We start from the raw sequence: 21,105 nt of genomic DNA, 5'->3' as shown, positions 1-21,105 counted from the left end.
GACTTTTAAAGGAGGCTTTTTATACCCGCAACATGTAAAAAAGGCGCATGACAAAACAAACTGTCGGATCTCAATCCGTTTTATCTTCAAAGTTTTCAAATCCCACCGGTCATAAAAAGCCGAAAACCGGCGGCTATCATGCCGGTAAAAATGATTTTTTTGATAATAAAAACGGAAACGATCAAAATGAAAAGATTTCATCCGGCCAACAAAAAAACAACCGCGACAATGGCAATCAAAATAAAAACAGAATCAATAGTCGCGTTTTTTATGAAAACGATTCCATTTACTGGTGCAACCACTGTAATTTACCGCTCATCGGTGAAACGTGCGGCCTTTGCCAAAAATCCGGACGTGAAATCAAATTATCCCAGCCGGCTGATGTCCGGTTTGCGCAAGGATATGACATCGAACTTGTCAAAAAGCACTTGATTCGCCTTTTTTCATGTGACCCGCTGGAAGGCCGGGTTTTTTTGCTCAACAAAATTCCCGGGGACGACCAGACGCTTGAAATCATTGCTGACGGCTTTTTGATTGGTATTCTCCGGTTCGATTTAAAAAAGTTGGATTTTGTCTTTGAACTCGCTCCCGACGGCGCCCGCCTTTTCTTTGCCGAACCGTATATTTTCGCCGCGGCGGGAAGAATCGTCGACATTAAAAAAGCAAAATCCCATCTGAACGGCAAAAACATCTCTATTGACATGATTGAAAATTTTCCGGCCGGAATTTCAGCCGGCGAAACGATTCTTCTTCGAAGCGGAAACCTGATCGGTTATGGAATTTCGCATGTGGACAGCGCTGTTGTTTTTAAACTTCAAAAAGACGGCGGCGCGGTTAAATCGACGCTCAGTAATGATGAATTAAAAGAACGGCAAATCCTCAAAGTCAAAAACATCGCCGCCGATTCTTCTCCGGTTTTATCGCCCGAAAAGCCCGGCATGGACGAAATTGTCGCCGCGAATAAGGAATATATCAAAAGTCTTGGAAAAGACGCTCTGAACACGATTAAAGGCGTCTGCAACGCCCGTGAACAAAAAGGAAAGCCTGTCTATGTTTCATTCAGCGGCGGGAAAGACAGCCTGGTGGTTTTGGACTTAGCGACCCAAGCGCTTCAAAACAAAAGCCGTCCAACGCCTTTTACCGCTATTTTCTTCAACACGGGGATTGATTATCCGGAAACCATCGAATTCGCCCGAAACTTCTGCGCCGAGCGCAGCATTCCGTTTAAAGAATTCGATGCCGGCGATGACTTCTGGAAAACGTTAAAGAAACTGGACCATCCCACCAAAGATTCCCGCTGGTGCTGCAAAGTTTGTAAACTCAATTCCGGAAACAAACTGGGGGGCGGGAATGATCACATATCCCTTGACGGCAAACGAAAGCATGAGTCATTCATGCGTGCGAAAATTCCCGCGATGGATACCAATCCGAACGTTGCCGGACAACTGAATGTTTTCCCGATTCGGGAGTGGCGCGCGATTGAAGTGTGGCTTTACATCCACTGGAGAAATTTGCCGTACAATCCGCTTTACGACAACGGTCTTGAGCGAATCGGCTGCTGGATGTGCCCGGCGGCTTTCCAAGCGGAATACTCCAGAATGTCTGAAATTCATCCGGAACTGGCTGAAATTTGGGAAAACTATTTGGACGGCTGGGCGGCAAAAAAAGGCGTTTCAAAAGCTTATACCGACCACGGATTCTGGCGCTGGGAAAAGCTGCCGCCGAAAATGATTAAATTGTCGGAAGAATTGGAAATTGATTTGATTGAAACGGCCGAGGACGAGCCGGAAAAAATCAAGTCAAAGAAAGACAGCCGCCGTGAATATGCCGCGTCAGCGCCGGACCGGAAAAAACCGCAACCACCGGCAAAGAAAAAGAAACAAAGTAAAAGCCCGAATACGGTTGTCAACAATAAAGGAAAAACATCGCCGGTCAACCGCGGAAGAAAAGGCGGCGGAAGGACGTAAGAACAAAATTTTATTTTAATATATTTTTATTTTAACAGATATTTATATTCACCCAATTCAAAATCAAGTCATTTCAATGATTTTAAGTGAATCTATGAATTTAAATAATTGAATGGCATTTCTTTGTCAATTTAGAAGGTGTCAATCTTATGCAAATGCTTCTCATTCACTCGGATTACATCGAGTACGAAACCAAAAAGAAAACGAAAATGGCCGAAGAAATCGGCGACGATATGAAAGCCGGACGGCTTGAAGAAGCCTTGACGGCGTTTATCGCGGTGGAAAAATGCGACGAAGCCAACCCAAACACCGTTGTTCTGGCCGCCGTTTCTCAAATTAAAAATACGTTGGAACAGGTCAAAGCCGACAAAGTGATGGTTTACCCGTATGCGCATCTCAGTTCCAGTTTGTCCGCACCGGAAACCGGCATTTCCGTTTTAAAAGGCATCGAGTCCGCGCTTAAAAATGACGGCATTACCGTCAAACGCGCGCCGTTTGGCTGGTACAAATCTTTTAAAATCAGCTGCAAGGGACACCCGCTCTCGGAGCTTTCCAAACACATCTCTGTCGATGATATGGAAGACGTGGACGACTGCGGCTGCTGCGGAAACACTCCCAAACCAACAGTGAATGCGAAAGCAACGGCTGCCCTTAAGGCCAACGCTTGCGGCGCCAATGTTCAATTGTCCGAAGACGGTGACGTTTTGTCGGAAGCCTTAAAATCGGAAAGTGTCGCCAAATCCTACTTCAAAATTCTCGGAACGGACGGTGTCTTTTACGAGCCGAACGAATTCGATTTATCCAAATACCCGAACTTGGCTAAGTTTGTGAATTACGAAATCGCCAAAAACCGGGCGGTCAACGCTGCGCCGCCGCACGTCGAACTTATGAAGCGGCTGGAACTCGCTGACTATGAACCCGGGTCCGACTCCGGAAACATGCGTTTTTATCCGAAAGGCCGCCTCATGAAATCGCTTCTTGAAATGTATGTGGTGGATCGGACGGTTGTTGATTTCGGCGCGATGGAAGTCGAAACGCCGATCATGTATGACATGAATCATCCGACGCTGAAAAAGTATTTAGACCGGTTCCCGGCACGGCAATATTCTATTGAATCCGACAAGCGCCAGCTCTTTTTGAGATTTGCCGCCTGCTTCGGACAATTTTTAATGAACCACGACATGACGATTTCTTACCGGAACATGCCGCTGAAAATGGTTGAACTCACCCGCTACAGTTTCAGAAAAGAACAGCGCGGCGAATTGGTCGGCCTTCGCCGCCTTCGCGCGTTTACGATGCCCGACATGCACACACTTTGCCGCGGAATGCCGGAAGCCGTTACTCAATTCTTATCCCAATATGAATTTTGTATTGACATTTTGGACCACATCGGTATCAAAGTGAGCGACTTTGAAATTGCGATTCGCTTTACGAAAGACTTTTACAACGAAAACAAAAGTTTGATTGAAACGATGGTCAAAAAGGTCAACAAGCCGGTTTTGGTGGAAATGTGGGACACCCGTTTCTTCTATTTCGTTCTGAAGTTCGAATTTAACTATGTGGACAGTCTGGAAAAGGCCAGTGCGCTCTCCACCGTTCAAATTGATGTCGAAAATGCGGAACGTTATGACATCGTTTACACGGATTCCGACGGTGAACTCAAGCGCCCGACCATTCTTCACTGCTCCCCCAGCGGCGCGATTGAAAGATGCATTTACGCGCTTCTTGAAAAAGCCGCCATGGAGTCCGCCCAAGGAAAAGTTCCGACCATCCCGACCTGGCTTTCACCGACCCAGGTTCGTGTGATTCCGGTCACGGAAAAGCATTTGGATGCCGCCGACGTCGTCGCCGGCAAAATTAAATTCAGAGTTGATGTGGATGACCGGGAATTGACGCTTGGCAAAAAAATCCGGGAGGCCGGAACCGAATGGATTCCGTATACAGTCGTCATCGGCGACAAAGAAGCTGAAACCGGCGTTTTGACGGTGACCGTTCGTTCGAAATCCGAACCGGAAAAACCGTATAAGATGGAAATAACGGTGGACGACCTCAACAAAATGATTGAGGCGGAAACAACCGGTATGCCGTTTAGGGCTTTGCCGCTTCCGAAATATTTGTCCAAGCGCGCGAAGTTCGCGTCTTAAACATGACATCCGATTATTAAAAAACCGAACCGGGCTTTAAAAATTATTTAAAGCCCGAAATCAGGTTTAACCGGTGCGCGCCCCGCCCGCCGAATGAACCCGAATCTTCTTTTCTTCTACTTTAAATATCAAAAACCGGTTCCGGATCCAGTTTTGTGACGTTAGTCCCATTTCCATCTTTGTTTTGCTGCTCCTTCTTGCTTTCCCGGTCGCGGAACACAATCAAAAGCCCGCCAATCACGGCAAAAACAATAAACACTAAAAACGTCACACGCATGGCTGTTAAAAATTCGGGATAGGTCTCAGGTGTCAGTTTGTTGGTGGTTCCGAAAAAGATGGCGATGTTGGCCATGGCGACAACCATGGAAAGAACCATTCCGGATTGGCGGAACACGCCGGTAATGGCGCTCACGTTGCTGTAATCTTTGGCCGATACGGAACTCATCAACGTATTGGTATTCGGAAGAACAAAGAAAATAGTTCCGGCGCCGATGAGAATTCCATAAACGACAATTAATGCCAGCGATGTTGTTTCTGAAATTGTTGTCAGGCAAACCAGTCCGATGATGGTCAGAACGGTTCCCATGATTGTGATATTTTTCGGGGAAATCCGTTTTGAAATTTTTCCAATCATCGGAGAAATGACAATTTGGACAGCCGGAATGGACAACATAATAAAACCGGCTTCTTGGGACGTTAAATTGCCAATGCTTTGCAAGTATAAACTCAAAAAGAAAGATAAAGCGTAGGTGGCCGTAAAAATAAACACGACGGCGTAGTTAGACCAAGCGAACACTTTGTTGGATGAAAACAGTTTGATGTTCATGGCCGGATATTTTTGCCGTTTCTCATAATAAATAAATGCCGGAATGATCAAAATTCCAATGATGGTCAACACAATGGCCCAAGTATTCGGCAGGTTGCTGAGCCCGCCAAGCGTAAACAACAGCGCAAAAGCGTAAAGCAACGATCCGCCCCAATCAAAAGGTTCGCCTTTTCCGAACCGGATATCGCCTTTGATGAGGGCGAAAATTAAAATGCCGGATAAAAGCGCGAACGGAACTATGAAATAAAAAGAGCTTTGCCAATTGTACTGCTGAACCAAAAATCCGCCGATTGCGGGACCAACGGAGGCACCGAGAGCGCCGGCGGCCGTTACAATTCCATAAGCATGCAATCGTTCCGTGCCTTCATAAAAGTGCGTCAAAAGGGACATAGATGTTGCGGAAACGCCGGCCAGCCCGATTCCCGTAAAAACCCGGTACACGACTAAAATGCCGTATGTTGAAGCGGATGGCGTCAAAACGGTTGAAATCAAAAAAATAAGGGTTCCGATGGTAAATATTTTTTTCCGGCCGTAAATATCGGATAGGCGCGCAAACGGAACCAAAAATAAAGCAACGGTCAAAAGAGATGTTGTGGTCAGCCATCCGAGTTGGTGGGCGCCGACAGAATATGTGGTTCCGATGGCCGGAAGCGCAACGTTAATCATCATGCCGCTGAGCGGAAGAACAAAAGCGGAAAGGGAAAAACCCAAAAGAATCAAATTGAGTTGCGTTTTGGTGTAGCTTTTGATGGGAAAATCAATGGATTCTTTTACGGATTCGGCTTGGAGAGGGGGAGTTGAAGTTGAAACTTTGTCGGGCATAGAATCACAATCAAGTATGAGAAAATCTTTTTAACGACAATCAAGGGTGAAATTTTAGGAAATAAATATAATTTTAAAAATAAATTAAAGAAAATGTAATGGAAATGTAATGCAATGATAATATATAAAATATGATATAATTTAAATTAAATATTATTGAACAAAGGAGATGCAAAAGGATAAAATGTAAAAACAGCTATTGCTTAGAAATTTGAATTTTACAGACGGTTTAATTTATGGAAAAATACGACCTGGTGGAGCAATGGTTGAAAATACCTCCGATTTGTCAAGGACAAAAAATGAAGCTGTTTCCGTGAATCTTGAAAAATATACCGACAAATACTTTTTGCGGGCTTATGAGATTTTAAAAAAGGACAACTTAAATCCATATGTGCGGGCACAAGTGTTTGTCCGCAAAGGCCCCGGCTTCATTTCCGGAATGAGCGAAGTTGTTTCGTTTATTTTAAACAATTCCGATTTGATTAAAAACGGCGGCCGGATTTACGCTTTGTCGGATGGGGAAACATATTCGCCTCTTGAAACAATTCTCATGATTGAGGGACATGTTTTGGATATTATCCGTTTGGAAACCATTTATTTGGGAATGATCAGTTCGGCGCTTGCCATCAAAAACGATAACAGGAAGTTGGATTTTAATCAAATTGAAAACAATATGAAACAAATTGTTTCAGCGGCCGGCGGCCGTCCGGTGACTTATTTTGGCGCCCGGCACTGGCATTATTCCGAAGATGAAAAAATATCCAAAGCCGCTATTTCAGGCGGTGCCGCCGGTGCTGCAACAGACGCGGGCGCGGTTTTTGCCGGCCAAAAAGGCGTCGGGACCATTCCGCACGCGCTTGAAAACATTTATGCCTGGAAATTCGGCAAAGAAAACGCTGTTTTGAAGTCGACGCTCGCTTTTGACAAATACATGCCTAAAGACATCAGCCGGATTGCGCTGATTGATTATAACAACCGTGAAATTGACGATACACTTTGCGTTGCCAAGTCCGTTTCGTCTCTTTTTGCGATTCGGGTAGACACATGCGGTGAAAATGTCGCGCAGGGGGCTTTGTCATTTTCGGATTTTGAAAACAAATCCAAAAAAGAAAAAGATGAAATGATCCGCCAATTCTTCAATTTGCCGGCGCCGATTGAAATCCCGCTCGATGATGAAATCTACTGGTTCGGAACCGGCGTTTCCATTTCGGAAGTTTACGTCCTTCGAAAAGCGCTCAACGATAATGGTTTTTCCCGCATTCAAATTATGCTCTCAAGCGGCTTTGGGAAGCTGGAAAAAATAAATGCGTTTTCAGCGGCTGAAAAAATGCTTGGAATAAAGTTGTATGACAGTTTAGGCGTTGGCGGCATTTATGAATCTCGGGACGCGACGATGGACATTGTCGCGGTTGGCAATTCTTTAGCGGATATGGTTCCGGTCTCAAAAATCGGACGAATGGAGCGTCCGAATCCGAGATTGAAGTTCATCCATCCCAAATAACAAACCAACCCTTGTTTTTGACGGGCATGTCTGCAAAAATGTGTTGCTGTAACGCGCGCATTGGCCGGCGTTAATATCCATAAAATGAAAATCGGAAGCAAAAGTCATGAAACCGCAGAAATTAAGAGATTTTGCTAAATGGTATCTGCCGTCCGATGAAAACCATTTGCAGCCATCCGATAAAAGAATCGCCCTGACGCCGGAAGAAGTGGAAATGCTGCCGGCCAATAAGCAAAAAATCGGCGACATCGTGATTGTTTCTGTTCCGCCGGAACTGTCCGGCAAAAAGACTGAAATCGCGCAACTGCTTTTGAAAATGGATTCAAAAACACGGCTGGTTTTAGGCGATTCGGGAATTGAAGGACAATTCCGTATTCCGGTTCGAGAAATTATCGGGCAGCGGAACGCAACGTCCGGTCTTTCGGCAGGCTGCATTTTGAGCGTATCTGACAGTTTTTCCGTTACGGAGACGGTTCACTCGGAGAACCGATGCCGATTCAAGTTGGATGCGGCACAGATTATGTTTTCCAAAGGAAATTTGGAAGAAAAGCGACGATTATCCACGCTTTGCGCCGGTGAGACGATTGTGGATATGTTTGCCGGCATCGGTTATTTTTCCATTCCGATTGCTGTTCATTCCAAACCGGAAAAAATCATTGCCATTGAACTTAATCCGGTCTCTTATCATTATTTATGTGAAAACGTTCGACTCAACCGGGTGGAAAATATTGTTGAGCCTGTTTTAGGCGACTGCGGACGGATCACGCCGAAAGGAATTGCGGACCGCGTTTTGATGGGATATGTCGGCACAACGCATTATTATTTGGCGGCCGGCATTTCGGCCATAAAAAAGGAAGGCGGAATCCTTCACTATCATGAAACAGTTCCGGAAAAGTTATATCCGAACCGGTCCGTCCAAAGAATTATGGATGCTGCGGCGGAATGCGGCAGAGGCGCAACCATTTTAGAAACGCGGATGATTAAAAAATATTCGCCCGGTGTTTATCATGTGGTGGTTGACGCGAAAATTGAATAATAAACAATAGTAATAGCAACAATAATTTGTGTTTTTATTTGAATTTTTATCATGAAAATAAAGGAAAAAATAATGCCGGATCAAAGTTCAATGCCATCTGTTCTTGAAACGTTTAGAGTTGCCGGATATTCTTGTCTCCGGTGCGGGAAGTGTTGCACACGCGCGGCGGGCGATAATTCTGTTTATCTCATGCCGGATGAAATTGAATCCATTCGCTCTTTTCTCATCCAAAAGAACATTCAAATTGACGGACAAGATATTTCCTCTTCTTTTACGGTGCCGCTGTTTCCGGATATTTATTCGGAAAACGGTGATGATTCTGTTTTTGATTTAAAAAAGATTTCAGACAATCTCCGGCTGCTTCAAAATCAAATTTCGGAGGATGGCGCTGTTTATACGTTTGGGGAAATGTTAAAACGGACGCAGAACGGAACATGTGTTTTTTTGGACACGGAAACAAACACGTGCAAAATCTATGACGTCCGGCCGCTTCTTTGCCAAACATATCCGTTTTTCATTGACTTTTATAATGTTGATTTGGAACACCGGAGCAATGTTGACGTGATTGAATGCGAATGCGACGGCGTGGCTAGCGTTTCCGAAACTGACAATTCAATTTGCAATGAACTGGCCGGTCTTTTGATGACACGCGCGCGCCGGGAAAAAGAAGATTACGAGAAAATGAAAAAACACATCCGGGCAGATTATTTTTTGACATCCGGCGCCGGTCTTTCTCAAGCGGAGGACGATTTGAAAAATGGGTTTCTTCGATTTTTTGTTTGTGATTGCCGCGGTGTTTTTGAAATTAAAATTCGAGTGAACGATTTCTTTTTGAATACGGTTAAAACCGATGGAACGGATGAAAAAGGTATTTAAACAGGAGATGATTTTCCATAATCGTTTAATGATTTGAGGAAATATATAAAAATTATAAAAAAACAAAATTGGTCGTGAATTTTATGGAAAAAATACCCTTAACACTTTCCGAAAAAATATTTTCAAAAGCTTCCGGAAAAACAGTAAAAGCCGGAGATTTCGTTACGGCAAATATCGATTGCGCTATGACGCACGATATTACCGGGCCGCTGGCTGTCAAAGGGTTTTATGAAATTATGGACGGAAAAGATCAAAAAAGAGTTTGGGACCCGAAAAAAATTGTCATTTTATTTGACCACCAAGTGCCGGCCGACTCTTTAAATGCCGCTCAAAATCATATTTTGATGCGCAAATTCGCGTCCGAACAAGGAATCTTAAATTATGATGTTTTTGAAGGCGTTTGTCACCAGGTCATGCCGGAAAAAGGTCATGTCCGCCCCGGAGACCTCATCGTCGGAACAGATTCCCATACCTGCGCTTACGGCGCTTTTGGCGCGTTTTCGACGGGACTTGGATCTACCGACATGGCGGCGGTTTTGGCGACCGGTAAACTTTGGTTCAGAGTTCCGGAAACGCTTCGGTTTCATGTGGATGGAAAGCTCCCAAAACACGTCTGTTCGAAAGATTTGATTCTTCACCTCATCGGGGACGTGGGTGTCGAAGGCGCGCGCTATCAGGCCGCGGAATTTGCCGGACCGACTGTTCACAACATGCAAATGCCTGAGAGAATGACCATGTCCAACATGGCGATTGAAATGGGCGGAAAAGCCGGTTTGATTGAACCGGACAGCGTGACGGAAAAATATCTTCAGGAACGAATTGCCGGATTTAAGTTGGACCCGTACTGGAAGTCGGATATAGACGCTGATTTTTCAGACGTTCGCGATTATGACATTTCAAATTTGGAGCCGCAAGTGGCTTGCCCGCACAATGTGGACAATGTTAAACCGGTGACGGAAGTCGCCGGCACAAAAGTAGACCAGATTTTTGTCGGTTCCTGCACAAACGGCCGTTTTGAAGATGTCGAGATGATGATGAACGCGATTGGCAACAACCCGATCGCCAAAAATGTTCGATTGATTGTGGTTCCGGCGTCCCGGACGGAATATATGAAAGTGCTTCGCGCCGGCTATGTGGAAAAATTGATGGAACTGGGCGCGATTGTAGAATCACCGTGCTGCGGCCCGTGTATGGGCGGCTCGTTCGGGCGGCTTGGGGACGGTGAAACCGGCCTTTCAACGTCGAACCGGAACTTTAAGGGACGGCAAGGAAGTCCGAATTCATTTGTTTATTTGTGTTCCCCGGAAACGGCCGGCGCGTCGGCGGTCACCGGCGAAATTACAGACCCGCGGGAAATTTAACCGCCAAAAATCTAAAAATGATGTAAATCAAAATCAGGAGCTTATAAATTGGAAAAAGAAACGGATTTGGCTGTTTTAACTCAAATTTATCAAATCATTGAGGAGCGCAGTAAAACGCAGCCGGAAGGGTCGTATGTTTGCGCGCTTTTGAATGACAAAAAAGGAATCAACAAGATTTTAGAAAAGGTTGGCGAAGAAGCCACGGAAACAATTTTAGCGGTGAAGGATGGAAAGCGGGACGAAATCATTTATGAGACGTCCGATCTTCTTTTTCATTTGATGGTGATGCTTTTTGAATGCGACATAACGCCGGAAGATATCGCCGCCGAGTTGTATCGCCGGCACAAATGAAAATTTTTGAATTTTTTTTCTTTTTATTTATGACAAACATGAGACCTGTTTCCGGTGAAAAGACACAAAGCGTTCTTTTTCAAACGGATTCTTTTAGTCTGCCATGCATGATTATTTATTCGGCCAAGCGGAAGCGGACGATCAGCTATACAGTTCGTTATAATGACAGCGAGGCGGCGCTTTTTGTGCGCGCGCCGTCGGGATTGTCTTCCAAAGACGTGCTGTCGATTTTGTCTGACAATGAAAAAAACGTGTGCGAGCTTTTGGACAAAGCCGCTAAAAAGCAGGACGCTGTTGTCAAAGAATCAAAAAAAACGTATCGAAACGGCAGCCTTTTTTATTATATGGGGCGGGAATACACGCTCGCTGTCTTTTTTGTGGATAAGGAAGACAATCGGAGCAATAAAATTGATGTCCGGCTTTTGGATGGGCAGCTCAAAGCGTATTTGCCGGCAAAAATGCTTCATTTGACGCAGGATGAATGCGAAAAAAAGATCAAAAAGGCCGTTGAAGCGTTTTATATTGAGCAAGCCGATGTTTTTTTCAACGCCCGCGTCGATTATTTCGCGGAAAAATATTTGCCGCTCCTCGGCAAAAAACCGATTGCGGTGAAAGCCCAATATTACAAAGGAAAATGGGGCTGCTGTTCATCCGAGAATGAAATCCGGCTCAATTGGACACTGATTCAAGCCGATACGCCCATTATTGATTATATTATTGTTCATGAGCTTTGTCACATCCGCCACAAGAATCATTCCGCCCATTTCTGGAACTTGGTGGAAACCATTGATCCGAATTACAAGGAAAAACGCAAATGGCTTAAGGAAAATGGCTGGGTTTTAGGATTTTTGTAACTTTTTTTGGCGTCGGCGCCGTTGCGCGCGTTACGGCGCACATTTTTTTAATTTTGGAAAACATGAGGAGTGTTTTTTAAATTTCAGTAGTTTGTTTGACACTTTTTTTGATTTCAAGAAAAACATCCCACATCTTTTTCAAATTCAAACAAACCATCCCGAATAAACAGATGCGTATCGCATCTGTTTATTCGGATTCCGATGGAAGATATGGGATACAGCTGCAGCAGATGCAATCTGAAATGGAAACGGTAGGTGCAATCTGAAACTGAAAACAGCAGGTGCAATCTGAAACTGAAAACAGCAGGTGCAATCTGAAACTGAAAACAGCAGGTGCAATCTGAAACTGAAAAATGGCAGATGCAATCCGAAACTGAAAACAGCAGGTGCAATCCGAAACTGAAAACAGCAGGTGCAATCTGAAACTGAAAAACGCAGATGCAATCCGAAACTGTAAAATAGCAGGTGCAATTGGAAACTGGAGACAAATTTCGAAATTAAAATTTTCTCCAATTTTCATTCTTTTTTTACAAATAAAATATTTGAGAGAAAAAGAATTTATCAACTAAATCTGATTTATTGAGTGAACCAAATCCTTTATTAATCATGCTCTGCTAAAACATTATGTCTATTTATTGAATCTGAAATTGCATTGAACAAATTTTCCAATCTTTTTCAAAAACAATCTATGCAAATATGACAAACGGAGGGAAATCTTTCATGAACGCAAAAACACTTCTTGTCCTCGGAACGTCTTCTGACGCCGGAAAAAGTTCTGTTGTCACGGCAATTTGTAAAATTTTGTCTGAAAAATACAAAGTTGCGCCCTTTAAAGCCCAGAATATGAGCTTGAATTCCTGGGTTTCTAAGGATGGCAAAGAAATCAGTTTTGCGCAAGTGATTCAAGCATGGGCCGCCGGTGCCGAGCCGATTCCCGAAATGAACCCGGTTGTCTTAAAACCAAAAGGGGACAGCATTTCCCAAGTCATCGTTCTCGGCGAACACTATGCCGACCGAACCGCCGGCAATTATTATGAATCCATTGATGAGATGTTTAAGATTTTAAACCGCGCGTTGTCAAAACTTGAGGAAAACTTTGATGTGATTGTGATGGAAGGCGCGGGCGGCGCCGCTGAAATTAACCTTTATGACCGCGACATCGTCAACATCGGAACAGCGCGCCTCACCAAAGCGCCCATCATTTTGGTCGGCGATATCGAGCGCGGCGGTGTTTTTGCAAGCCTTTACGGAACGATCGCGCTTTTGCCGGAAGATGTGCGCCAAAATGTCAAAGGATTTGTCATCAACAAATTCCGCGGCGATCCGGCCATTTTAAAGCCCGGGCTTGACCAATTGGAAAAAATGACCGGAATTCCGGTTCTCGGCGTTTTGCCCTATTTTAAACTGAGAATTCCGTCCGAAGATTCCATGTCTTTTCATGAAAAAGCCGGTTCCGGCGCAATTCCTGAAGAAAAGAAAGGACGCGGCCAAAAGACCGGTCTTGAAATTGCTGTCATTCAGCTGCCGAAGATTTCCCATTTCAACGATTTTGAAGTCTTGGAATCAGAAGCTCTTGTTCGGTATGTTCAGCTTGATGATTGTTTAAAAAATAAAAACACAAACGAATGTCCGGATCTTATCCTTCTTCCGGGATCGGGAACACCGCTTCAGGATCTGAACGCGCTGAAAGAAAGCGGCATGATGGAACAAATTTTAGAGCTGAGAAAAGAATACAATTGTCCGGTTATCGGCGTTGGGGAAGGATATCAGCTTCTCGGAAAAACGCTGACGGACCCGTCCGGAAATAAAGTCGCCGGCTTCGGTCTTTTGGAGTGCGACACGGTTTACGAAAAAGAAGAAGGATACAGCGAAAAACCGGAACGTGTTACGGTTGTAATCGACAGCAAATCCAAAGTAAATGCCGGTATTTTAAAGGAAGTTTCCGGAATGACCGTTGACGGATTTTTGGCCCACAGCGGAAAAACAACCACCCGGTCTCCTGTTTTCGGTAACGATGGCGCTGTCAGCGCAGACGGCATGGTTCTTGGAACTTTTACACACGGCCTTTTTGACAATAAACAGTTCCGGAAGGCTCTTTTAAGATACCTGGCTGCACGTAAAGGAATTCAATATGTCGAAGAAGAAGAGTTTACGGTTCAAGACGGATTTGCCGAATTGGCAGCTGTTTTTGAAAAAAATGTAGACATGAAAGCCATTTACAAAATTATGGAATTAAAATAAGAATCAAGAGGATTTGTTTCTAAAATTGCCTTTTTTTCTTTTTTGTTTCTATTTTTATTCCAATTCCTTACTTTTTTCTTATTTTCGACATTTATTTTGATTCTTTACCGTTCGAAAATATGAATACGCTGCCGTCACGGATTGAAATTTATCAACAAAAAAAGAAAAGGATTTAAATGCCGGCAACACTTTGAGGCGATTTCCCGACGAGTAATTTTATGATGTCAATATATTCATCTTTGACCGTGTAAACAATGGGCGTTTTGTAAGATTCTTTATGAGATTTTAAGATTCCAACCTTGGATTGGATGTATCCGACCATAGACGCCACTTCATTCCGGGTGACAGCATACTCTTTTGAGATTAAATCATGAATCTGGTCAACGGTAAATTCTTTGCACTTAATCACAAGGTCAAGGAATTTTTTCCGATAGCCGGTCACGTCAGCCGCAACGAATTTTTCGAGTCTTGTCATAATACTTGCTTTCAATGACATAAATCCGAGCCCCCTTTTCGTCTTTTCAAAACATGTGTGATTTATATGAATGATCTTATATGATGCAAAATGCTTATATCGCATCATTTATTCTTTAATTGTGGCGAATAAATCTGTCCCACGCCTGTTCTATCAAAATGATATATTTTGATAATTTAGACCGTACAAATTCTGACTATAATAAATATAATAAAGAACTATACTTATTATATCTACTTAAATAATAAGAGGATAGATTATATATAAATCTTATGTTCCAATACTACGTTTATACGAGTCGTCTATCTGATATTTTGCGGACTGAAAAATTATGGCCTATAAATACAACCGAAGATCAAATCAACTTTTTTTCAACGATCACGAATTAATGTTGATTGATTCCGAAATGAATGAAATCGGTGCGTGTGTTCAATGCAAAAATCCGCTCGAATCAGTCAGCTCTTATCAAATCGAGTCTCAAATTCCAAAATCAGGTCCGGCTTATGTAATTCTTTCGAAATGTGTTTCTTGCTTTTCTTTTTATGCAGATATTTATGATTTAAATTGGTCATGGATTGAAGAATCAGATCCAATGTTGCTTGAAAAAACAATTCTTGAGGAAAGTTCGGAAAGTATGAACTTGGAATTAAACAAGGTAATGCCTGAAATAGAAATTTCGAAAAATAAAGAGACGAACGAAGATCAAGATCTGTCGTCAAAAAACAATCTTCCACTCCCGCCTCAGAAAAGAACCGGTCAAAAAACCAAAAATCGGAAATATAATATTCCGGTTTACTCAGACATTGTTGAGTCCGCTGACGATTTGAAAAAAATACCATTGATTCAGCTTAAATCCGTATTTTCGGAATCGGAAATTGAAGCCATGATGGAAAAAGCAAAAGGAGAAAAGCCGGTTCGTCAGTATTTCCATCGGGCCAAGAAAAAATACAAAATATTTGAAGATATTTTCGGGATTAAAATTAATATCAATTAATCCGGTAATATCAGATACAGAAAAGAGTTTGTAACATTTTGTTGTGACGCTTTTTGGATATAAATTTTCATAATATTCTAAATATGTTCTTTCAAAAAAAAATATTTTCAAATATAATCTGTTTAATATGAATAGATTTTAAAATATATAATTTAAATATTCAATATATTATATAATTCGGAATTTGAATATCATAGCCGTATAAAAATATCCAATATATATAAAATTTCAATTTAATATAATATTATATCATTCATATCATCTTTATAAACTAAAATAATTAGAAATGTGTAAAATTATAAGGCTATATTTATATAATATATTTTTGGCTAATTAGTATAGACTATTTAGTTTGAAATTATGATGGAAAATATAGCAAAAATTCAAAAAATATTTAAACTATTGTGTATTTTTTAATGATGTATTGGTCTTAAAAATTCAGCTGAAAAATCGAATAAAATGTAAAAATATTTCATTCATAGTAATTATATGAATTGTTTTTGAGCCGGCACTTTTTTGGAAAAAATGTGCATTTTTGAAAACTCAATCATTCCATATACTTTATGAATACGCTGTTTTGGAACTATTTAATCCCCATTTAATGAAAAAAAGATAATTCTTTGGATATAGAATCAAAAAAATCAAGTCATTCATAATCTCTATGGAATATGCAAGAAAATATGTTTTAAAATATTGAATCCTTTGGAATATTATCGGAAATATATTCAAAGAAAATAATGGATGTTTGTGCATTTTTTGGTATTTATTGAAAAGACCGGATTGCAAGAGAATGCACTTAAAATTGTTTCAAAATAAATTGGACAGACAACCGAAATATGAAAAAGAAAGAATTTTAATTAATATTTTTTATTATTCTTTTCTTGAAATTTTATCAATTTTTTTAAGAAATATATTCATTTATTTTAGATGAATTTTAAAAATAGATTATATATTGTATGTATGAATTGTAGAATATTTATTATATTTAGTCTATTCAATTTAGTTTAAAAAATTAATAATAAATATATGTTTTTTAAAATCTACACTATATGAGTTTTTCAAAAATATTATATATTCTTTAAGAAGACTATTTAAAAACATATTTTTAAAAAACTATTTTGTTCGTTTTTTTAAATATACAATATTTTTATATAAATTGGATTTAATTAAATCAGATAAGTTTTCGAATTGCAAAAATTATAAGATATGAACGTATTAATCGGTTAATATTAAATGTTACATGAACGAAGTGACGTTGAAGGATGTGAAAACGGTGGTTTTGTCCAAAGTTTCGATTGATATTCCAAACAATAAAACATACAAGGATTTGATTGAAGAGTATGGCAATGAACTTGGAATTTTACAACGTGAAGTCCGGCGGTTGAATCTTTCTGTTACGATCGTTTTTGAAGGCTGGTACGATTCATTTATCGGAGAAATCATAAATCAACAACTGCTTCCTCTGGACTCGCGCGGTTTTGATTTTTATTTTACGGAAGCGCCGACATCCGAAGAACGAAAAAAACCATTCATGACGCGGTTCAGTCAAAAAATTGCGCCGATGGGAAAAATCGCCGTTTTCGATCGCAGCTGGTATATGCGTGGATTGATCGAACATCTGATGGATGATTCAAATCCTTTGATGTGCGGTCAAAACCCGGCGCTTGAGAACAACAGCGCCTTATCTTTATTTACGGAAACCACCAAAAAAGAAATCATTCATACGGAACGGTTTGAAAAATTGGTGAATAACATCAACGGTTTTGAAAAAACACTCACGGATGACGGCAGCATTTTGATTAAAATTTACTTCGGCATTTCCAAAGAAGATCGCCTCAAGCGAAAAAGCACATGGAAGAAAACAATTCCGTATATTATCGATAAGCGGTCAACGGAAAAAGTATACCGGGAAGACATTTACGTCATCAAAGAACTTTTGGACCGCACGCACACGGAATCTTCCCCCTGGAAATTAATTTTTGTCAAACAAGATTTGGACTTTGCGATTCTTCAAACCATGAAAACCATTATCGACCAGCTCAAGCCGGCGGTCGAGCATGCCCAATTAAAATTGGAAACAGAATACAAAAGCGATACGGATGTCACGGTTATTGAAAAAATAAACGATTTGGTCAGGCCGGCCGGTGAAACTATTTCAGTTTCCGGATACGCGGATCATTTGGGAAAAACGGATTTGACAAAGTCGTACACCAAAAAAGAATATCAGAAAAAATTAAAGGAATATCAAAACCGTTTGTCATTTTTGCATTATGTCCTTTATTCTCAAAAGAAATCGATGGTTTTGGTCTTTGAAGGATGGGACGCGGCCGGAAAAGGCGGCAGCATCAAACGGATTGTTCAATCCATGAATCCCCGGTTTTACCGCGTGATTCCGATTGCAAGTCCGACCGACGTTGACCTTCGCCACCACTATCTTTGGCGTTTTTTGGACGGCATTCCGACATGCGGCAAAACGTCCATTTATGACCGCAGCTGGTACGGACGGGTCATGGTTGAGCGGGTGGAACACTTCTGTACGGAAGAAGAGTGGCAGCGTGCGTACAGTGAAATCAATTTGTTTGAAAGAATGCTCACCGATTCCGGAATGATTGTGATTAAGTTTTGGCTTCATGTCAGCAAGGAAAAGCAGTTGGAGCGGTTCAACGCAAGAGCGGCCAATCCGCTTAAACAATGGAAATTGACGGAAGAAGACTGGCGCAACCGGGAAAAGTGGGACGAGTATTATGACGCGGTGAATCAAATGATTGAGGAAACCGATACACAAGACGCGCCCTGGGTCATTGTTGAGTCGGACGATAAATATTATGCCCGAATTAAAATTTTGAAAAATATCATCAAACACATTGAAAAGGCAATTCCCGGCCCTGAAAAAGTCGATAAGAAAAAACTGTTTGAATAAATGTTCTAAAAAAAGATAGAAAAAAACAGAAAAAAGATGACAATCCGTCAATCATTTATCAAAAAGAAAATCGGGAATTTGTTTCATCCCGATTTTTTATTTTTTATTATTTCTTTACGGATTCTTTTTTTCTTTTCGTCTTCGAAGAAGAAGCAAGAGCAAAAGAATTGCCAATATGAGCGCAATCAAAGACAGAACAGCGTTAATCAAAAACATATTGCATTCTTCTTTAATCGGCACAGGCTGGCATGATTTTGAAGGCGGAGCTGCCGGTTCTTCAAATCCTCCCGCCTCTTCTCTCGGTGGCGTTGTTTTCGGGTCGGTCACATTTGCCGAACCGGTTCCGCCACTCGGATCGCTGCCGTTTTTCTCAAAGACGGCGTGAATAATGTTGGCGGTGGTGGCATTGGTGGATGACAGCTCCGAATAATTCACGACAACTTGATCTCCGGTGACAGTTTTTGAAAAAACGCTGCCATCTGCGGCGGTCAAAGTCACTGATTTTACTTTCCAGCCGTCTGCCGCTTTTGTATAGATGTTCTCAGAACTGCCCGGATTTATCGTCGCGGAAGTTGCCGTCGGGTTAGAAATGAAATAAAATTCTCCGTCTCCGTCGTGGGAAATATTCAATGTCAACGGCCCGGCTTTTGTTTTGGCCGCAATAACAACGGCATATCCGTTAACAGCCGCTGCATCTTTTGTCACGTTTAACTCAAGCCCGTTTGAAACGCGGGTTGGTGTTATGTATTGAGCTGTTGAGCCGCCGGTTCCTGAAGTTGCGTTGAGGGGCGTGACGATTGCTAAATATTCGTAATCATTCTGGTCACCCGGAATCGGAAGAATGTTGACAAAACTGAATGCGGGTCCGGTTGTTTTCGAATCCACCCACAGACTGTTCTTTAAAGAACCGCCGTAACCGGCATCATGAGTGGTTAAACTGTTGAAAAGCTCCGTCGATTGTGTCGCGTTCAAAGTTCCGAAAAGCATAGCCGATTGGAAGTTTTCAACGTGAACGGCTTGGTGATAACCGGTGCTATTGCTAGCGTTTGAAGAATCTCTGACCGAAATTCCGATTAATTTGTCTCCGACAACAGTGGTTTTGCTGATGAATATGGAGTGGCCGCCCGTTGCGCCAACAAAATTTTCAGAAGAGGCATTTGTTTTAGTGACTCCGAGAGCGATGTCATTTCCATAAGTTGCATTAGTGCTATCTGTCACTAGATTATTTTTAATTGTCCCATTATTGAAAATAAATCTGGGACCGATATAAGTATCTGCTTTTCCGGCTAAAAATACACCGCCACCAGCCGCAGCTTTATTGTCTGAAATTGTACCTCCGTTCATGGTAAATGAACTGCCCCGGACAATAGAAACGCCACCGCCACCAAAGTCACTGTTGCTGGAGTTGGTTGAAAAAGGACCCAACGCCTGATTTCCGGAAATTTTTCCACCATTCATAGTCATTGTTGAGTTATGGTTGAGATAAACGCCCCCGCCGGACCCGCCACCACTTGATGCTTGTACAGTATTATTTGAAATATTACCGCTTTCCGAAAGGATGAGGGAGCCACTCCATATCGCATAAATTGCACCACCATTATTAGAAGTGCAAGTGTTGTTCGAAATTTCACCGGAAATATTCAGACTTCCTCCTGAAATGTAGACCGCACCAGCATTTGCTTTGTTATTTCCTGATATTTTACTGTTTTTATGCAATATGACATTAGATCCCCCGGACTGAATAACATGTGTTACATTACAATTTGAAATATTTCCATAAAAATCAATAGTTCCGCCATTTTCAGTTAAAATTATAACTTTACTACTGTTATTTAAATCAGTAATTGTTGCATTAAATGTTAATTTTACATTATTTACCATGCGAATGAGTGGAATGCCCCTCAGTGAATTAATGTTGCCACCGATTGTACTTCCGTTTTCCATGACACAACTGGCTCCGTTGGTCAGCATAATGGCTGAATAACCGCCCGGGTTTTTGATTTTTGCGCCTTCTCCCATAGTAATTTTTGTTTTGCTGTCATAAGCGGATAAGACGGAATCATAAACGTGTACCGCATAACCGCCCACCGGATCTGGGGCACCTTGCGGCGTTGAATTTGTCATTATTGCAACATCCGGATTATTGGCATCGTCAAAAGTAATATTTTTTAAAATAACTTCTGACCATTTGGAATTGTCGGTAACATTCGAAACGGCAACTTCCAGCATTCCGGGATTAAACCAACTTCTTTGAGTATCACTTGCCGCCGAAAATCCGGCCCCGCGCGTGATGACAATATCCGGATTAATGCCTTGAATTGTGATATTTTTGTCAACGATATATGCTCGCTTGGTTATCGTGATGTTTTCAAGCACGGTGATTGTGTGATCATTACCGGGTTCTGCATTTAAAGCAACAACAGCATCCGCAAGAGTACTGTAATCTCCGCTTGTTCCGACTGTAACAGTTTTTGCGTCGGCATTCATCGGCAAAACCGTTAAAAGTAAAACAATTGCGGCAACCGCAAATAATGTCGAATATGTTAATTTCATAAAATCCAGACCTCCTATTTAAAACCGTTTTTAATTAATTATATTTAAGATTATATAATATTTTGACCAAATGATACTATCGCAATGATATATTTAAATATTATTACAAAAAAAGTATAGAATTTATATTAATGGATTATACAATTCAAAAAAGATTTATTTAATGTAAAAATACAAATTAATT

General features: G+C 41.6%; 14 protein-coding genes. 11 read left to right on the top strand and 3 right to left on the bottom strand.

Annotation, left to right across the window (positions count from 1 at the left end):
• Positions 1-47: 47 nt before the first annotated feature.
• Entirely contained in the window at positions 48-1,967 is a 1,920-nt protein-coding gene (locus MsAc7_RS01945) for a phosphoadenosine phosphosulfate reductase domain-containing protein (protein WP_338102924.1), read from the top strand.
• Between the two features lie 149 nt (positions 1,968-2,116).
• Positions 2,117-4,111, top strand: coding sequence for a threonine--tRNA ligase (locus MsAc7_RS01940; RefSeq protein ID WP_338102923.1), 1,995 nt, complete (start codon positions 2,117-2,119; stop codon positions 4,109-4,111).
• 121 nt (positions 4,112-4,232) lie between these two features.
• Here MsAc7_RS01940 and MsAc7_RS01935 read toward each other — a convergent pair whose 3' ends face one another.
• Positions 4,233-5,759 carry an MFS transporter gene (locus MsAc7_RS01935; RefSeq protein ID WP_338102922.1) on the bottom strand — a complete coding sequence of 509 codons (1,527 nt, stop codon included), beginning with the start codon at positions 5,757-5,759 and terminating at the stop codon, positions 4,233-4,235.
• 262 nt (positions 5,760-6,021) lie between these two features.
• Here MsAc7_RS01935 and MsAc7_RS01930 point away from each other — a divergent pair, with 262 nt between their 5' ends.
• The 7 genes from MsAc7_RS01930 (at position 6,022) to MsAc7_RS01900 (ending at position 13,979) form a co-directional block, all read left to right on the top strand.
• Positions 6,022-7,260 (top strand): beta/alpha barrel domain-containing protein, encoded by a 1,239-nt coding sequence (locus MsAc7_RS01930; RefSeq protein ID WP_338102921.1) that lies wholly within the window; start codon positions 6,022-6,024, stop codon positions 7,258-7,260.
• A gap of 106 nt (positions 7,261-7,366) precedes the next feature.
• Entirely contained in the window at positions 7,367-8,296 is a 930-nt protein-coding gene (locus tag MsAc7_RS01925) for a class I SAM-dependent methyltransferase (protein WP_338102920.1), read from the top strand.
• Between the two features lie 72 nt (positions 8,297-8,368).
• Positions 8,369-9,172 (top strand): YkgJ family cysteine cluster protein, encoded by an 804-nt coding sequence (locus MsAc7_RS01920; protein ID WP_338102919.1) that lies wholly within the window; start codon positions 8,369-8,371, stop codon positions 9,170-9,172.
• An 83-nt stretch (positions 9,173-9,255) separates the two neighbouring features.
• Positions 9,256-10,533 carry a 3-isopropylmalate dehydratase large subunit gene (locus MsAc7_RS01915; protein ID WP_338102918.1) on the top strand — a complete coding sequence of 426 codons (1,278 nt, stop codon included), beginning with the start codon at positions 9,256-9,258 and terminating at the stop codon, positions 10,531-10,533.
• Between the two features lie 48 nt (positions 10,534-10,581).
• Complete coding sequence (locus tag MsAc7_RS01910) at positions 10,582-10,884, top strand: phosphoribosyl-ATP diphosphatase (RefSeq protein ID WP_338102917.1); 303 nt, start codon at positions 10,582-10,584, stop codon at positions 10,882-10,884.
• A 107-nt stretch (positions 10,885-10,991) separates the two neighbouring features.
• Positions 10,992-11,738 (top strand): M48 family metallopeptidase, encoded by a 747-nt coding sequence (locus MsAc7_RS01905; protein WP_338102916.1) that lies wholly within the window; start codon positions 10,992-10,994, stop codon positions 11,736-11,738.
• A 720-nt stretch (positions 11,739-12,458) separates the two neighbouring features.
• Positions 12,459-13,979 (top strand): cobyric acid synthase, encoded by a 1,521-nt coding sequence (locus MsAc7_RS01900; RefSeq protein WP_338102915.1) that lies wholly within the window; start codon positions 12,459-12,461, stop codon positions 13,977-13,979.
• 172 nt (positions 13,980-14,151) lie between these two features.
• On the opposite strand, the gene MsAc7_RS01895 is transcribed toward MsAc7_RS01900, so the two are convergent.
• Positions 14,152-14,475 (bottom strand): DUF2551 domain-containing protein, encoded by a 324-nt coding sequence (locus MsAc7_RS01895; protein ID WP_338102914.1) that lies wholly within the window; start codon positions 14,473-14,475, stop codon positions 14,152-14,154.
• 367 nt (positions 14,476-14,842) lie between these two features.
• On the opposite strand from MsAc7_RS01895, the gene MsAc7_RS01890 reads away from it, so the two are divergent.
• The gene (locus MsAc7_RS01890) at positions 14,843-15,448 is read left to right on the top strand and encodes a hypothetical protein (RefSeq protein ID WP_338102913.1); all 606 of its coding nucleotides are present in this window, start codon (positions 14,843-14,845) and stop codon (positions 15,446-15,448) included.
• Between the two features lie 1,240 nt (positions 15,449-16,688).
• Positions 16,689-18,368: a phosphate--AMP phosphotransferase gene (locus tag MsAc7_RS01885; RefSeq protein WP_338102912.1), complete on the top strand. Its 1,680-nt coding sequence runs from the start codon at positions 16,689-16,691 to the stop codon at positions 18,366-18,368.
• A gap of 114 nt (positions 18,369-18,482) precedes the next feature.
• Here the strand turns inward: MsAc7_RS01885 and MsAc7_RS01880 are convergent, their stop codons facing one another.
• Entirely contained in the window at positions 18,483-20,921 is a 2,439-nt protein-coding gene (locus MsAc7_RS01880; RefSeq protein WP_338102911.1) for an autotransporter outer membrane beta-barrel domain-containing protein, read from the bottom strand.
• Positions 20,922-21,105 lie beyond the last annotated feature (184 nt).

The organism is Methanolapillus millepedarum (genome assembly GCF_032594115.1).
Taxonomy (GTDB): Archaea; Halobacteriota; Methanosarcinia; order Methanosarcinales; family Methanosarcinaceae; genus Methanolapillus; species Methanolapillus millepedarum.
This window is presented reverse-complemented; position numbering and strand designations above follow the sequence as displayed.

Excerpts from the sequence above, each read along its gene's own strand:
- MsAc7_RS01945 (WP_338102924.1), top strand. The coding sequence starts at position 48 with ATGACAAAACAAACTGTCGGATCTCAATCCGTTTTATCTTCAAAGTTT.
- MsAc7_RS01940 (WP_338102923.1), top strand. The coding sequence starts at position 2,117 with ATGCAAATGCTTCTCATTCACTCGGATTACATCGAGTACGAAACCAAA.
- MsAc7_RS01935 (WP_338102922.1), bottom strand. The coding sequence starts at position 5,759 with ATGCCCGACAAAGTTTCAACTTCAACTCCCCCTCTCCAAGCCGAATCC.
- MsAc7_RS01930 (WP_338102921.1), top strand. The coding sequence starts at position 6,022 with ATGGTTGAAAATACCTCCGATTTGTCAAGGACAAAAAATGAAGCTGTT.
- MsAc7_RS01925 (WP_338102920.1), top strand. The coding sequence starts at position 7,367 with ATGAAACCGCAGAAATTAAGAGATTTTGCTAAATGGTATCTGCCGTCC.
- MsAc7_RS01920 (WP_338102919.1), top strand. The coding sequence starts at position 8,369 with ATGCCGGATCAAAGTTCAATGCCATCTGTTCTTGAAACGTTTAGAGTT.
- MsAc7_RS01915 (WP_338102918.1), top strand. The coding sequence starts at position 9,256 with ATGGAAAAAATACCCTTAACACTTTCCGAAAAAATATTTTCAAAAGCT.
- MsAc7_RS01905 (WP_338102916.1), top strand. The coding sequence starts at position 10,992 with ATGATTATTTATTCGGCCAAGCGGAAGCGGACGATCAGCTATACAGTT.
- MsAc7_RS01900 (WP_338102915.1), top strand. The coding sequence starts at position 12,459 with ATGAACGCAAAAACACTTCTTGTCCTCGGAACGTCTTCTGACGCCGGA.
- MsAc7_RS01895 (WP_338102914.1), bottom strand. The coding sequence starts at position 14,475 with ATGTCATTGAAAGCAAGTATTATGACAAGACTCGAAAAATTCGTTGCG.
- MsAc7_RS01890 (WP_338102913.1), top strand. The coding sequence starts at position 14,843 with ATGTTGATTGATTCCGAAATGAATGAAATCGGTGCGTGTGTTCAATGC.
- MsAc7_RS01885 (WP_338102912.1), top strand. The coding sequence starts at position 16,689 with ATGAACGAAGTGACGTTGAAGGATGTGAAAACGGTGGTTTTGTCCAAA.
- MsAc7_RS01880 (WP_338102911.1), bottom strand. The coding sequence starts at position 20,921 with ATGAAATTAACATATTCGACATTATTTGCGGTTGCCGCAATTGTTTTA.